Source organism: Pseudoalteromonas sp. HM-SA03, from assembly GCF_002289345.1.
Classification (GTDB): domain Bacteria; phylum Pseudomonadota; class Gammaproteobacteria; order Enterobacterales; family Alteromonadaceae; genus Pseudoalteromonas.
The window spans coordinates 17,727-31,930 of sequence record NZ_NSDG01000041.1; the positions used below are offsets into that span (position 1 = coordinate 17,727).

A 14,204-nucleotide genomic window follows, 5' to 3' on the forward strand; every position below is an offset into this window, starting at 1 on the left:
ACAACTTCGCCAGATTGTTAAGCTTAACATCACCTGAATTACTACAAATTATAAATAAATGTAAATCATTCCGCGCATTAAAAAGACAACTTATTATTTTCCTTGGGTTTATCGGCTTTACAGTACAAAACTTTAGACAAACTTTAGGGTTTCACGGCAAATGGCGACAAATTCATAACTAAGTATTACGCTGTTTTACACTTGCCGTTTTATAGGGTAGTTTCATCTTTCATGAAGGACATAATTTAGGGACTGCCATGACAAAACACGTACACCTTAGTTTTATCGATACTAACTTTATTAACACGCTTACGCCCGTACTCGACCACAATATCGACTCAGATGAAATAATCTATTTAATAGAGTCTCAACAACAACAAAATCTTGAAGATATAAAAAGAGTGCTGGGACCAAGAGGGGTAAAAGTACATCACGCCTTTATTCCCACCAGCCGAGATAGCGACACCTTAATCGACAGCTTCCACCAACTCATTGACACTCTAACTAGTGAGCAGCCAGAAACCCAATTTGTGTTTAATGCTAGTTGCGGCGACCACCAACACTTACTTGCGATGTATGAGGTGATCCGCGCCTATCCAATTGAATGTTTTATCATTGAACCCGAACGCGACGAACTCCACTGGCTTGTACCAACAGAGCGAGCTAACACCATCCTTGCCGATAAATTAAAGATACGCGACTTTTTTAACCTCATCGACGGCGATATCACCGAAATTGCAAATGAGGGTATCGTTGATATTCGCTATCGCCAGCTCGGTGCCAAATGGGCAACCAGTCAAACGGATTTTAGCCATGCCCTCGCTCAGCTCAACTATCTCGCTGCCAGCAGCGAAGATAATGCACTTATTAGTGAGCCTTTGAGTCGCAGCCAAATGAATAGCCCAAGTTTGCAAACACTCATTGACGATTTAGAAGATGCTAACGTCGCCACACGGCAAGACAACAAACTAAAGTTTGCTAACGAAGGCGCTCGCTTTTTTGCCAACGGTGGCTGGCTTGAAGAATATGTTTACGCCACGCTCCTCAGCCTAAAAAAAGAACTCACCATTTTACAAGATGTCGCTCAAGGCGTTGCGATTAAACGTCGCGTGGGACAAGGCTATGTCAATAACGAGCTAGATATTGTGGCGCTCGCTAACAATAAGCTTCACCTCATTGAATGCAAAACCAAAAAGTTTAGTAAAGGGGAAGGCAACCAAGTGATATACAAACTTGATTCCCTCAGCGAGCTATTTGGCGGCGTACAAGCAAGAGGCCTACTGGTGAGCTATCAAGGCATTAGAACTTCGGAAAGACTGCGCGCCAAAGCACTAGAAATTGGCCTGATCCGCGAAGACGACCTTAGCCAACTCAAAGATAGACTACGCAACTGGTTGCGCGGAGCGTAAACTCAAAAGGCAACATATCCAGCGTTTGTTGGCGCTGCGTTTATCACCCCTACAAACCCACAAAGCGGTAGCGAGTGCTCCGCTTTCTGTCGCCATACAATAATCCACTTTCCTTCTAGCACAATCCTATAACATATATTTAGATCTGAGTTCGTCAGATATCAATGCCTCCAACTCCTTAAACAACGAAATAGCGTTTCAACCTTTATGGTTCATATCGGGATAAGTGAAAACGCACTCCTTGGCTAGAAGGTTTAAGCTTATTGAACCACTTTTGGGCATAAACCTTGCTAAAGTTGTTATACATATTTCAGAAGGATTTGCTAAATGAAAGTTCAACACCAAGCAATGCTATATAATCAGGTACAACACCCGCAATCAGTCGAAAATGAAGCTAAGGGCAGCGTTTTGCTAGCAACAGAGGCAGCAAATAGCCACACCAAAGAAGCGCAATTCGACTTTACCCACATCACCAAAAAAGAGCTCTCTCAAGCATCCAAAGCGCTGTATGACGAAGGAATATTAGATTTAGGGCAACATGCTTCGCTTTCTTTACATTATTTTGCTGTTGAGCAAGGCCTAAATCGGGGGGAGTGGAATCCCCTCTCCTGCCGATATTTCACGAGCCGAGAATGAAAAAATCGACGTTATCACCATGCAAAAAAACCAGCTTAAGTTAAGCCCGTCGGAATGGCCGTTCAGAGACAGAAATTCAATTTTCTGAAAAGCTGCTCAATACTTTAGAGAATTATCAATATGGTGGTACAGGGCGATTCTTCGCTAGTGCATAATCACATGGTCCAAAAACTAACTCGTTATATATTTAACGCTTACCGTCTTGTTAAACAATCGGCGAGTAATTAATCAAACGCATAGATAATGGTATGAAATCGCCATCAAATGGCATGATAAGCCATTGTAATGACATTAATCCTATGTATAATGCGAGATATAGTTAGTTGTTAGATGTATAAACACTAACAGTACTGAATTTATTCAGGGGCTGATTAGGATTCGACGGGATTCAAGAAGCCTAAGGTGCATGTCGAGGTGCGGCTGGCCTCGTAAAAAAGCCGTATTTAAAGTAATCGCAAACGACGATAACTACGCTCTAGCGGCATAATAGCCCGCTAGCACTCCTCCATGATATTCTTGTGGATCTGGTTCTGGAGTGTCACCCTACACAAGATCGCTATGGAAACCCTGGCCGGGGTTGAAGGGCTAAAACTAAGCGGCCTCGCCTTTACTTATCGTGTTCGTCCGAGATTTAAAGGTTAACCAAAAGACGATACTAAACATGTAGGACCGAAGGTCGACGCTTTCCGGACGGGGGTTCAAATCCCCCCAGCTCCACCAATACTAGAGATAAAGCCGCTTTTTAGCGGCTTTTCTTTTGCCTAAAATTCTTTATAAATCAATAGAATCACTATTTAACCTTTCCATTTAAACTTAATGACAGTTTTTAAAATTTATAATCTAATGTACCATCAGAAGTACCACAGGGGCTTTTTTAATCAAATTGGTGGTACATAAAATGCCAAAGATAGTCACACCGCTAACTGATACGCAAGTTAAGCAGGCTAAACCTAAAGACAAGGAATACACCCTACCCGATGGAGATGGGCTAGAACTGCGAGTAAGGCCAACTGGCTCAAAGCGGTGGGTATTTAGATATCAAAAGCCCTTTACCAAACAACGCTCTAATCTCGGCCTTGGTACATATCCCGAAGTGAGCCTTGCCGATGCGCGAAAAGTGCGTACTGACTTCCGAAAACTACTCAAACAAGATATAGACCCGAAAGAGCACAAAGAAGAACACACTCGCAAGCAGACCGAAGCCGCTTTAAATACATTCGCTCATGTTGCGGCCAACTGGTTTGAAGTAAAGAAAACCCAAGTTAGTGATAAGCACGCTGTAGATTTATGGCGCTCAGTAGAAAACCATTTGATTCCCCCGCTTGGCAAACTGCCTCTAGCGAAGATCACAGCCCCTAAAACCATTGAAGTACTAAATCCGATAGCTGCTAAGGGCAGTTTAGAAACCGTTAAGCGCCTATGCCAGCGGCTAAACGAAATTATGACCTTTGCCGTGAATACAGGGCTAATTCACGCTAACCCACTAGCGGGTATTCGCTCAGCGTTTAGAAAACCGCAGAAACAAAATATGCCGACTATCACGCCAGAGGAATTACCACTGCTAATGAAAGAAATTAGTTATGCGAGTATCAAGCTGGTAACGCGCTACCTGATTGAATGGCAACTTCATACTATGGTTAGACCAAGCGAAGCCGCTGGTGCTAAATGGTCAGAAATCGACTTCGAACAAAAGCTTTGGACTATTCCCGCAGAACGTATGAAGAAAAAGCGTGAACATCTAGTACCGTTAACAGATCAAACGTTGGAAATACTTGAGCGACTACAACCTATCAGTGGGCACAGAGAATACCTATTCCCTGCTGACAGAGACCCGCGCAGCCATATTAATGAACAAACGGCAAACATGGCACTCAAGCGTATGGGGTATGAAAGGCGACTGGTAGCGCATGGCCTAAGAGCCTTAGCCAGTACCACACTAAATCAGCATGGCTTTGATCCTGATGTGGTTGAGGCCGCACTAGCACACATTGATAAAAATGAAGTCAGACGCGCATATAACCGCGCTGATTACTTGGAGCGCAGACGGGTAATGATGGATTGGTGGAGTAGTTATATATCAAATAAATCTGACAATAAATTATCCGTAACTCTTTATAGAGTTTCGTAGGAAGCAAGGAAATATCATGGTAAATAAGTTTAGTCGAGGGTTAACGGCTGATGAAGCTGCGCTAATAGCTTTAGAATTAGATAATTTTAACTCTATATCTGCTTTGAATAACTACATATCCGATAATGCAGAATGGGTCAATGAGTGTAAAGCTCTTCGAGCCGACCCTTATGGCGATGGTCACGCTCCTTTATCTTATGAAGAAATCGAAGAGTTTGAAGAAATACAAGAAAAAGCAGCATTAGCTGTAAACCTTAGGGATGCGCTGTTAGATGAGATACAGTTGGCCTACTCATGGATAGACTATAATTCCAGCGTTGGTGACTATTATGAATTGGGCATTCATCCCACACCTCCGTTGGAAACTCGTATAGAGATATTCCAAGAGTCTAGACGTGCCCCAGACGATGAATATCCTCTAGCGCCATTAATTCATTCGACTAAAGTTACAAAAATTAGTTTAGCTAAATGGTTTTATGCCAATTATGGTAGCTCAGCAGAAAAGTTCGATCCAACAGAAAGTTACAAAGAAACAATAAACTACCAAAAGCCACCCATAAGCCAGCCAAATGTAACCTCCACTTTAAATCAAAGGACTAAAGATAGTAATAGCTTACTTGTTTCACTTGGTGTAATGGCCTTTATACTCTCCAAACAAACTAAGCAGCTGGAACGAGGTGGGAAACCTAACTTCTCGGCTATTAAGGGTAAGGTCCAACTAGAATTAGACAAGCTTGGTCTTGAAGATGACGATAAGGTAGTAACAAGCAATTTAAACAAAGACTTGGGTAGTGGTTTTAAGCTTATTGAAGAACTACTAAAAAAATCTGGCCAAAACCTTTAGCCAAACTACTTTTTGGCTAGCCAAAAATCCAATAAAGCTTTTTTGTACTCTTTAACGACTCGTTAAACAGAGGATACAAATATGAGTACACAGAAGCTTTTTAAAATCATTCGCCGCCCAGAGGTTTTAAGCAAAACTGGCTGGTCGAAATCCACTTTATACAATCGTCTCAAGGAAGGTTTGTTCCCCACTCCAATTAGTCTTGGAGCGCGCTCAGTCGGCTTTGTAGAAAGCGAGTGTGATAGGGTTATACAAGCTATGATCGCTGGCTATTCAGAGCAACAATTAAAAGATATGGTTCAAAGCATTATCTCTAGCCGAAGTGTGAAGGGGTGAGCCATGATGATCCATAAAGACAAGTGCCAAGAACTAGGCTTGCCTGAACCACTAAGCTATCACAATCAGCTTACTTACGTTCTTATGGTTATATCCCAAGGCCTTAAATTGAGCACCCGTAATGCCCGTTACATAGGCATTCATAACTTACATAGCTTGGTATCCATTCTGCGGCGCAAAGGTTATCAATTCACTCTAGAGCATGGTCGAGTTCATTGCCCATTTACGGGAATAGTTCCGCCCTATCCTGTAGACATTGTGTCTATGAGCTATGAACAAATACAACTCTACAAAAGTAAGAAAAGCCGCCCAGAAAGCTAATTTCTAAGCGACTTATCTATAGTGTGCTGGTGGCGCAATGTGGAAGTTGATAACCACCAGCATTTTTAGCTTAACGACTATTACCAAAGTTAACAACTGTTAGTACACGCTCACATTACAGCCCTAATGATAATCTTAAAAATTTCTTAATGATTGCTAGTTTTAGGTTTTTAACCCTAGGTTTCAGCACTGGCTTGAACAAAGTGACTGATATAGCGGTTTCAAGGGGAATAGTAGTAACTAACAAGCGACTAGGTAATTAATAATATCCTTTAGCTAGCTTATGCCTTACATAATGAATACGCGCTTTCTTGATATAGATGGTCAGGTATTTTGGGTCAACGGTAAACACAGTGGCATCTATTCTCACATGGCAAAACAGATGATCAGCCAAGTAAACGCCATGCTCACCTACCACAGCAAAGTTATCCTGATTCGCTTTGACTTACGCTTATACGCATACACAGTCGATAACTCTGTAATCACCAAGTTCAATCGTATTTTGTTTAAATGGTTAAAGCGAAAATATGGCCTAAAACGCATCGGCTTTATGTGGTGTCGCGAGCTAGAAAAGGCAAAGCAGCAGCATTACCATTATGCCCTTATGCTAGATGGCCACAAAGTTCGCCACCCGCATGATATTCTGATTAAAGTAAAGCAGATCTGGAATGAACAGCTTCAAGGCTCTGAGTTTACACCTAAACGCTGCTATTACAACTTGAAACGCGATGACTATAACTCCATTGCGCGAGCAATATGGCGCATCTCATACTTAGCTAAAACGCGCGGCAAAGGCTATAAGCCATCGCAAACAAAAAACTATGGCACTAGCCGCATCAAGCCGAAAAGTGGTTAGAATACGATCATAGAGTTCCGCTGTTACGTTTTAGAAACAAGTAAATTTCTCTGATAAGGTTGTTTATAGCCAGTTTTTCGGACAAAAAGAAAAGAGGTATAATTGACTAAAATGTGCGCTCTGAGGATGCTATGTCAAAAGGTTTTCATTTTGGTCGTGTCAAAACAAGGCAATACACGGTTGAGTACCCCAAGCTTTGTGCCAATAGCTTCAAACCACTATTAAAACTACCACTCGGTAAATATTGCCTCACCAGTCAATCAAACAGCAGGCCGATTGAGTTAAAAGAAACCAGTAGCGGTATTCGCTTTGTTAGCCTTGAACACGAAAGCGGCGAATTACAACTAGGGCTGATAACGTGTGAACGCAGCGCCAGTAAAAAACTCTATATAACTTGCCCGTATTGCCAAACAAAGCGCCAACACCTTTATCAATGTAAAAGCGGGTATGCCTGTAGAACGTGCCTAAAGCTTCACTACGCATCTCAGAGTGAGCGAAAAAAGGATAGGTTAGCTAGACGTATAAGAAAGCTAAGGAGAGCTATTTGGGGCGATATAAACGATATATACAACCTGACAGAATCAGCCATGTATTTCTCCAAACCTAAATATAAACGTTGGGATAAATTCGAGCAGGAAAAAGAGAAAGTGTTAGAGCTAGAAAAGCAATATTGGCAATTGTCGGAAGCTCATTTAGAAAAGCTTTTCGGAAATATATGTACATACTCACCAAGTGCTTATGTACCACCCTAAGTACCACCAAAAAGGTAAAGCAAAATAAAAAACACTATTTAACAACAAGATAATAAACCAGTTAAGATGACCCCAGCTCCACCACTTACTTCAGTTTAGTGCCTGTAATTCAATAGGTTACAAGCACTAAATTGAGTAACTTTCTAGAACCCCCCATTCATAGCTAATTTCATTATGTGCGACACTTATGTGAGCCACTTATGAAAACATTCAGTTATATCTTTCAAAACCGCTTTAACACTTTCTACTTTCGTCAAAAAACCCCAAAAGAAGTATTGTTTCTCTTGCCGAGAGCAAAAAAAGAAGTCAAAATATCTTTAAAAACCAAAGAGAAAGCCAGTGCCTTTGTTTTAGCAAGACAACACAAAGTGGCATTTGACGGATTGTTTTCTGCGCTCAAGGAAGTTTCAAGGATGTACCGACAACGATTTGAAAATCTAGATTATGATTCTCAGCAAGAACTACTACTTGAGCAACGTGCTTTAGAAGCAATTAATGATCAGCGCTATACACAGCAACTATTCTTTTTATTTGAACGCAAAGATCGTATTAAAAATGCGTTTAAAAATATCGAAGGGCTTAAAGAGTTTACGCTTAACGATATTGATTTCTCGACTGTTGATCAGATAAACCAATTCGTTGCTATTGTTGATTTACTGTCAGACCCTACTCTTTCAGATCCACTACCATACGTAAAACAAATCCCTTTTAAGCAAGATTCGCCTTACGAAGAAAGCAACGCTGGCTCAAAAGGTGTGGCAAAAGCAATCCACCTCGAACAATTTGTTATCAAGCGTCAAAAGAAAATAAGAAAAGAACCTACTACACCCAGTCTCATGAAAAGGCAATCAACATTAGCCAGAAAGGAAGTTGGCCGAACATTCATTAATATACTCGATACTGAAATTAGCACAGGTTTGCGTCCAATAATCAAGACAGAATGTGATGATGTGCCACAAGACCAAGACATAATTTTAGAGGGTGTACAACTTGAAAGCCAAGCTGACGTTGAAAATTTTGCACGACTTTGTAGTCTTCTAGAAAAAGGCTCTGAAGTAACACTGTCAGATATTCACCAAGTTAGCAGACCAATCGTTGCTCCTAAAACAATGCTTCGTATTTCTGAAGTGCTTAAGAAGTTTCGTGATGAAAGAAAATCAGAATGGAAAAGTGAGAAGACTCTGACAACAAACGAAAGTATTTATAGCTCTTTTGCAGAAATTACAGATGATGTATTTGCTTCAGAGCTTAGTATCGAGCATTGCCGTGATTATATTGGAATACTGCAAAAGCTACCTGCGAATAGAAATAAGCTTAAACAGTTCAGAAACAAGACTGTTGCGGAGCTTTTAGAAGAAGCAGATACATTTACTCCGATGGCAAAACACAATGTTAATAAGTACATTCGCCGATTGTCTGAGGCGTTCGGATGGGCGACAAGCAGAGGCTATATTACAGCTAATTATTTCAAAGATCTTCGCGTAAAGGATAGAAATGAAAAAGTCAGATCTAAAGATCAACGCCAAAGGTTTAGTCATGCAGACTTAATCACAATTTTTAGTTCTAATGAATATGTTAATGTAAAACATGATCGTACTTTTAAGCACTGGCTCCCCTTACTAGGACTTTATACAGGAGCAAGGCTAGAAGAGCTTTGCCAACTCCGATTTGATGATATCAGAAAGGAAAGTGGCATATGGGTTATTGATATAAATGAAAAAGAAGACAAACGAGTAAAAACAATCAATTCTCCTCGCCTAGTTCCAATACATAAAACCCTCATAAAATTAGGTTTTATTAAATACGTTGAACATTTAAAGCTCTGTTATCAAGATAATATTCTACTCACAAATCATGTTTTCCCTGATATTGTGAAAGGCCGTGATGGTTACGGACATAATCCGACAAAACGCTTTTCTTCTTTCATTGAAAAGCTCGGAATAAAAGAACAAGGAAAATCGTTCCATAGCTTCAGGCATACTTTTGCTGATGAAAGCAAGCAACACCATAAAAACCCTGTCATGACGGCTGAACTTATGGGTCATAGTGTAGAAAGTGAAACAGTCGGTAGGTACGGAAAAGACTATGCAACCAGTACGTTAAAAAAAGCCATTGATGAATATGAGCCTATCCCTGTCTCAACAATAAATAAAATCAGGCCTTTTTTTATTTGGAAAGAATTACAACCAACACATAATCAAATACCCCCCTGGTTTCAACTAGTAAATCTATTTTAAAAAGTAAAACCTTAATGAACGCATTGAATAAAAAACAAAGATAAAGTGAATTAATTATGATTGAAAAACAAAGCTTAAATTTATTTATTAGTTACTGTCATGCAGATGAAACTAGTAAAGAAACATTTGAAAAGTTCCTAGTCACACTTCGCAAAAACGGGGAAATACATGATTGGAATGATCGATTAATTGACGTTGGGGACAAATTCGACTCTGAAATAAAAAAGAATTTAGAAGAATCAGACATTGTTTGCCTACTTATCAGTCAAGATTTCCTAAATTCAGAATATTGCATGAATGAAGAATTATTTAGAGCCTTAAACCAAGTTGAAAATGGTAAAAGCAGAATTGTTCCTATTATCCTTGACCATTGTATGTGGCTTGACACAGAAATTAGTAACTATATGGCAATCCCAAAAGATGGGACTCCTATTTCTGAGTTCTCATCCGAAAATAAAGCTTGGATGCAAGTGATAGAAAGTATAAAAAAAGTTGTCAAAAAGCTAGAGAAAGAACCATTAAAAAAAAAGAGATAATTCTTAATTCACCTGAAGTAGAAATTATTAGTCCCAATAGTCTACTAGTCCTCAACGATATTTTTGTTGAGGAAATAAACAGTACGGAAATAACTCTCCAAACACCACATAAAGAAAACATCTCACTTCAAGATATATTCATCTACCCTGATTTTAAGTTTCTTGATGACGAGGTTTCTGAGCATGAGGTGACTAGAAATTCAGAATTTTATAGTTCTCTTGCAAGGTTCCCAACCAAGTCTTTAGTTGTTGGTGAAGAGCAATGTGGGAAGACTAGCTTCGCTAAAATGGCTTTTTACTCAGTACTTGAAGATGGTGGCTTACCACTGCTTCTAAAGGGTAGAGAAATAAATAAGTCTGATATTAACCATTACCTCGAAAGATCTATAAAATATCAATATGCTAATCTTGATTCAAGTTCCTTTAAAAAAAGTAAAAGAATAAAGGTTTTAATCATTGATGACTTAGTAGATACAAAATTAAACCCTGCTTATCTGGGTAAATTTATAGAAAATGCACAAGAATTTTTCGATAAGATATTATTTTTATCTGATGAATCCATTAGATTTGATGAACAAAAAATAAAATATTTCAATGATTTTGAGCAGTTTGAATTATTACAGTTCGGGTACGAAAGAAGAGATGAACTAATTAAAAAGTGGCATGCATTAGGCAGAGAAGAAGAAATTACAGAAGAAGAATTAAGTACTCTAACAAAAACGACAACAACTCATTTAGATATGATTGTTAGAAAAAACATAGTCCCTAGAAAGCCCATATTTATCTTAATGATTTTACAAGTATTAGACTCTGGAAAGCCTTCGGACTACTCACTAACATCACATGGTTATTGTTATCAAAGGTTGATAGAAGAAAACTTAAATAAAGTAAAAATAAAGCCTGAAGAAATAGAAAAGTATATTAATTATTTGTCACAACTAGCATTTTATATGTATGAAAAAGCAACTTACCATTTAAACAAAATACAAATGGAACAGTTTCATACTTTTTACAAATCTAAGTTTAACTTAGGTGCTAATGATCATGTGATAGAGAAGCTCTTAGACTCAAAAATTCTTAAGCTGTCTGGCGATAATTACTCTATTAGATACAAATATATATACTACTTTTATGCTGCAAAATACATGTCTAACCACAAAGATTGCCTAAAATTTGTAGAGTATTTGTGTACTAAAACCCACATTGAAAAAGACGCAAACATCCTTATATTCATAACCCATCATACAAAAAATGATGATGTAATTGCGCTAATAGCAAAAATGACCTCAAATATTTATAGTAATCGTAAAGAAGCGCTTTTAGATAAGACTGACACTAAATTCTTGCAAGAATTCATGTCTCAAATTCCACAATTAGTCATGAAGCAACAACATGATGTAAAACAAGCACAAAAGGAAAGCTTAAAGAAAAAGGATATCTCAGCCAATCAATCTGAAAGGTTTGATATAGAATCCCTAGACGATGACCCTGAATTTGATTGTATCAAAGATATAACGAGATCAGTAAGAGCTGTTGAGATTTTAGGGCAAATAATAAAAAACAGGCATGCTTCTATAGAATTAGGGCAATTAAAGGAGTTGTCAACTGAGGCTACAAAAGTAGGGCTTAGGTTTTTGAACTTCTATTTAACTTCAACTGAACAAGTTAAAACTGAACTAATGGATATAATTCACGCTCATTTAGAAGATAACTTAAATCTAACAGTCGAGGAAATATCAAAACAAGTCCGAAGAACCTTTATGCAACTAGTATATCAAATTACTTTTAATGTCATCAGAAAAGTGTCGTTCTCTGTAGGTCATAAAGAGCTTGTTAATATCTTTAGCGAAATAGCATTAGATATTGAAACCCCAGCCTTCTACTTAATAGAGGCTTCTATGCAACTAGAATTTGCTAGCACACAAAATAACATACCAAAAAAGAAACTCGAAGCGATATGGAAAAAAGTAAGCTCAAACTTTTTAGCTAAAAGGCTTTTACAAGATATTGTTCTTCAATACCAATATTTCAATTACGTTTCTTATCAAGATAAAGCATGGATTGCGACTAAGCTAGAAATCCCTTTAGATACTCAGGATGTTGTTCAAAATTATAAAAAACCTAAGACTTTAGCTAAAAAAAATTAAGAAAATACAACCTTAATAAATTAAAAAATAACTGCACTTCTCACCTTGAGAAGTGCTTGCTTTGAATTATACGATAATCCTTTGTCCTAGTTCTCCAGCTAAATGATGACTCCAAAACCCCCTCTTTTTCGAGATATTTTAAACATTTAACGATATACTCTGTAAGGTAAGCGTCGCCTGAACCACACCTAGCTACTAAATACGCTCAGCCTATAAAGTACAGCTCTGACCTCAATTCGGAGCTGACCATGCCTAAACACAAAACCGCAGAGCAATGGCTGAAACTTATCGAACAACAGGAACTCAGTGGTTTGTCTGTCACTGACTTCTGCACGCAGCACACAGACACAGAGCTTGACCCCATTGGTTAGACATATTTAGCCATTTTTTAGATGAACAACCTTCCTTTATGCTGCGAACTTCTGTGTCGCATGGTATACCTCATCAGGCGTTTGCTTTTTCAAACTCTGATGTATTCGTTCCTCATTATAAAATACGAAGTAGTTACCTATCTCTCGCTCCGCTTCCCTGATTGAGTCGTATGCTTTCAGGTACACTTCTTCATATTTCAGGCTTCGCCATAGCCGTTCTATCATGACGTTATCGACCCAGCGGCCCTTGCCATCCATGCTTATCTTGATGCCGTTCTCTTTCAGTTTGCCCGTAAATACATCGCTAGTAAACTGGCACCCTTGATCTGAGTTAAATATCTGGGGCTTACCGTAGCGTTGTAACGCTTCGTCCAATGCTTCGAGGCAAAAATGCGTATCAAGTGTGTTCGATAGTTTCCACGACAATACCTTACGACTAAACCAGTCTATGATCGCAACAACATACACGAATCCTTTGGCCATCGGGATATAGCTAATGTCTGTTGCCCACACCTGATTTGCATACGTTACCTCTGTATCCCTGAGCAGGTAAGGGTAAATGCGGTGTGCTTTGTCAGGCACGGTAGTTTTCGGTTTTGGATACAAAACCAAGATCCCCATTAAACGCATCAGTCTCGTCACCTTCTTACGGTTGACCTGGTAGTTCAACTTGGCCAGTTCATCGACGATCCGCCGGCTACCCATGAATGGATACTTCAGGTGTATGTCGTCAATCGCCTTCATAATGTCGAGCGTTTCCTGCGATTCACCTTTGGGCTTGTAATAGGCAGAAGCACGGCTAATTTCCAGCAATTCACACTGGCGTTTTAATGCCAGCGAATGTGTTTTGTCGAGTTTATTTTTCTTATGTGCTCTTGCTAACGACCGAGCACTTTCGCCAAAAAATCATTCTCCATTGTCAGCTGACCGATTTTAGCGTGTAATTTCTCGACATCTTCATCTGATTGCTGACCAGAGTTAGATTTTCCGGTAAACAAGCTAGCGGTATTTTGTATCAGTTCGTTTTTCCAGGTAGTGATCTGGGTCTGATGAATATTGTAGTGGGCTGCCAACTCAGCGGTTGTTTTATCGCCTCTGGCAGCTGCAAGGGCTACTTTTGCCTTGAATTCTGGTGAATGGTTTCTGTGTTTCTTGCTCATAATCTGCTCCAATTTGTATTGGTCTATTAATAACAGATTATTCATCTAAGTGCGTGTGCTAGATCTTGGGACCATTTCTGGTCAAAATCATCGAACACGTCAGGCCAAAATACAGCTGCCGGCACTGTGAAAAAACACAAACCCGGGTTGAGATCAAANCAAGCGCCTGTCCCACCGAGCCCGGTTCCTAAAGGCATAGCAACGGCCAGTTTGCTGAGCCAGATCATCACCAGTAAATATCAGTATGGCTTACCGCTGTATCGACAGGAAAGCCTGTTCAAACAATATGGTATCGCNNNACTGAGCAGGCAGACTATGGCGGACTGGGTGATCCGCTGCGCCAGTTTATTTAAGCCGCTCTATGACAGGCTGCACGAAGTGTTGCTACAGCAACCGGTACTGCACGGCGATGAAACTACGGTTAAGGTGGTGAAAGAAGACAAACAGACCAGTTACATGTGGCTGTATTGC

The 14,204-nt window shown here is 39.4% G+C and carries 13 protein-coding genes, 1 other RNA gene and 1 pseudogene; 14 read left to right on the plus strand and 1 reads right to left on the minus strand.

Features of this window, described 5'->3' with window-relative positions:
* The first annotated feature begins 257 nt into the window (after positions 1-257).
* The 13 genes from CKO50_RS07925 (at position 258) to CKO50_RS24515 (ending at position 12,573) form a co-directional block, all read left to right on the plus strand.
* A complete protein-coding gene (locus tag CKO50_RS07925) occupies positions 258-1,409 on the plus strand; it encodes a DUF1887 family CARF protein (RefSeq protein ID WP_095727719.1) in 1,152 nt (383 codons plus the stop codon).
* Between the two features lie 327 nt (positions 1,410-1,736).
* Positions 1,737-2,045: a hypothetical protein gene (locus CKO50_RS07930; protein WP_255229477.1), complete on the plus strand. Its 309-nt coding sequence runs from the start codon at positions 1,737-1,739 to the stop codon at positions 2,043-2,045.
* Between the two features lie 363 nt (positions 2,046-2,408).
* Positions 2,409-2,765: a transfer-messenger RNA gene (gene ssrA / locus CKO50_RS07935) on the plus strand.
* A 178-nt stretch (positions 2,766-2,943) separates the two neighbouring features.
* Positions 2,944-4,173, plus strand: a complete 1,230-nt coding sequence (locus tag CKO50_RS07940; protein ID WP_095727720.1) for an integrase domain-containing protein — start codon at positions 2,944-2,946, stop codon at positions 4,171-4,173.
* 16 nt (positions 4,174-4,189) lie between these two features.
* Positions 4,190-5,017, plus strand: coding sequence for a hypothetical protein (locus tag CKO50_RS07945; protein ID WP_095727721.1), 828 nt, complete (start codon positions 4,190-4,192; stop codon positions 5,015-5,017).
* Between the two features lie 81 nt (positions 5,018-5,098).
* The gene (locus tag CKO50_RS07950) at positions 5,099-5,353 is read left to right on the plus strand and encodes an AlpA family transcriptional regulator (RefSeq protein WP_095727722.1); all 255 of its coding nucleotides are present in this window, start codon (positions 5,099-5,101) and stop codon (positions 5,351-5,353) included.
* A 3-nt stretch (positions 5,354-5,356) separates the two neighbouring features.
* Positions 5,357-5,674: a hypothetical protein gene (locus CKO50_RS07955; RefSeq protein WP_255229479.1), complete on the plus strand. Its 318-nt coding sequence runs from the start codon at positions 5,357-5,359 to the stop codon at positions 5,672-5,674.
* Positions 5,675-5,969: 295 nt separating this feature from the next.
* Positions 5,970-6,530 (plus strand): inovirus-type Gp2 protein, encoded by a 561-nt coding sequence (locus CKO50_RS07960; protein WP_255229480.1) that lies wholly within the window; start codon positions 5,970-5,972, stop codon positions 6,528-6,530.
* A gap of 131 nt (positions 6,531-6,661) precedes the next feature.
* The gene (locus tag CKO50_RS07965) at positions 6,662-7,282 is read left to right on the plus strand and encodes a hypothetical protein (RefSeq protein ID WP_176474628.1); all 621 of its coding nucleotides are present in this window, start codon (positions 6,662-6,664) and stop codon (positions 7,280-7,282) included.
* Positions 7,283-7,482: 200 nt separating this feature from the next.
* The gene (locus tag CKO50_RS07970) at positions 7,483-9,519 is read left to right on the plus strand and encodes a site-specific integrase (RefSeq protein WP_095727723.1); all 2,037 of its coding nucleotides are present in this window, start codon (positions 7,483-7,485) and stop codon (positions 9,517-9,519) included.
* Between the two features lie 56 nt (positions 9,520-9,575).
* The gene (locus tag CKO50_RS07975) at positions 9,576-10,055 is read left to right on the plus strand and encodes a toll/interleukin-1 receptor domain-containing protein (protein ID WP_095727724.1); all 480 of its coding nucleotides are present in this window, start codon (positions 9,576-9,578) and stop codon (positions 10,053-10,055) included.
* Complete coding sequence (locus tag CKO50_RS07980; RefSeq protein WP_141240130.1) at positions 9,980-12,202, plus strand: hypothetical protein; 2,223 nt, start codon at positions 9,980-9,982, stop codon at positions 12,200-12,202. The genes CKO50_RS07975 and CKO50_RS07980 overlap by 76 nt, the downstream gene beginning before the upstream one ends.
* A gap of 248 nt (positions 12,203-12,450) precedes the next feature.
* Positions 12,451-12,573 (plus strand): hypothetical protein, encoded by a 123-nt coding sequence (locus CKO50_RS24515; protein ID WP_255229481.1) that lies wholly within the window; start codon positions 12,451-12,453, stop codon positions 12,571-12,573.
* A gap of 36 nt (positions 12,574-12,609) precedes the next feature.
* On the opposite strand, the gene CKO50_RS07985 is transcribed toward CKO50_RS24515, so the two are convergent.
* Positions 12,610-13,733 (minus strand): IS3 family transposase gene (locus CKO50_RS07985; RefSeq protein ID WP_095727726.1). Its coding sequence is split into 2 segments (ribosomal slippage): positions 12,610-13,481 and positions 13,481-13,733, totalling 1,125 coding nucleotides; the frame shifts between segments, so codons are not numbered across the junction.
* 80 nt (positions 13,734-13,813) lie between these two features.
* On the opposite strand from CKO50_RS07985, the pseudogene CKO50_RS07990 reads away from it, so the two are divergent.
* A pseudogene (locus tag CKO50_RS07990) lies at positions 13,814-14,204 on the plus strand (transposase); the annotation flags it as partial.

What these genes read in the sequence shown, in the direction of transcription:
- CKO50_RS07925 (WP_095727719.1), top strand. Translation starts at nt 258, where the DNA reads ATGACAAAACACGTACACCTTAGTTTTATCGATACTAACTTTATTAAC.
- CKO50_RS07930 (WP_255229477.1), top strand. Translation starts at nt 1,737, where the DNA reads ATGAAAGTTCAACACCAAGCAATGCTATATAATCAGGTACAACACCCG.
- CKO50_RS07940 (WP_095727720.1), top strand. Translation starts at nt 2,944, where the DNA reads ATGCCAAAGATAGTCACACCGCTAACTGATACGCAAGTTAAGCAGGCT.
- CKO50_RS07945 (WP_095727721.1), top strand. Translation starts at nt 4,190, where the DNA reads ATGGTAAATAAGTTTAGTCGAGGGTTAACGGCTGATGAAGCTGCGCTA.
- CKO50_RS07950 (WP_095727722.1), top strand. Translation starts at nt 5,099, where the DNA reads ATGAGTACACAGAAGCTTTTTAAAATCATTCGCCGCCCAGAGGTTTTA.
- CKO50_RS07955 (WP_255229479.1), top strand. Translation starts at nt 5,357, where the DNA reads ATGATGATCCATAAAGACAAGTGCCAAGAACTAGGCTTGCCTGAACCA.
- CKO50_RS07960 (WP_255229480.1), top strand. Translation starts at nt 5,970, where the DNA reads ATGAATACGCGCTTTCTTGATATAGATGGTCAGGTATTTTGGGTCAAC.
- CKO50_RS07965 (WP_176474628.1), top strand. Translation starts at nt 6,662, where the DNA reads ATGTCAAAAGGTTTTCATTTTGGTCGTGTCAAAACAAGGCAATACACG.
- CKO50_RS07970 (WP_095727723.1), top strand. Translation starts at nt 7,483, where the DNA reads ATGAAAACATTCAGTTATATCTTTCAAAACCGCTTTAACACTTTCTAC.
- CKO50_RS07975 (WP_095727724.1), top strand. Translation starts at nt 9,576, where the DNA reads ATGATTGAAAAACAAAGCTTAAATTTATTTATTAGTTACTGTCATGCA.
- CKO50_RS24515 (WP_255229481.1), top strand. Translation starts at nt 12,451, where the DNA reads ATGCCTAAACACAAAACCGCAGAGCAATGGCTGAAACTTATCGAACAA.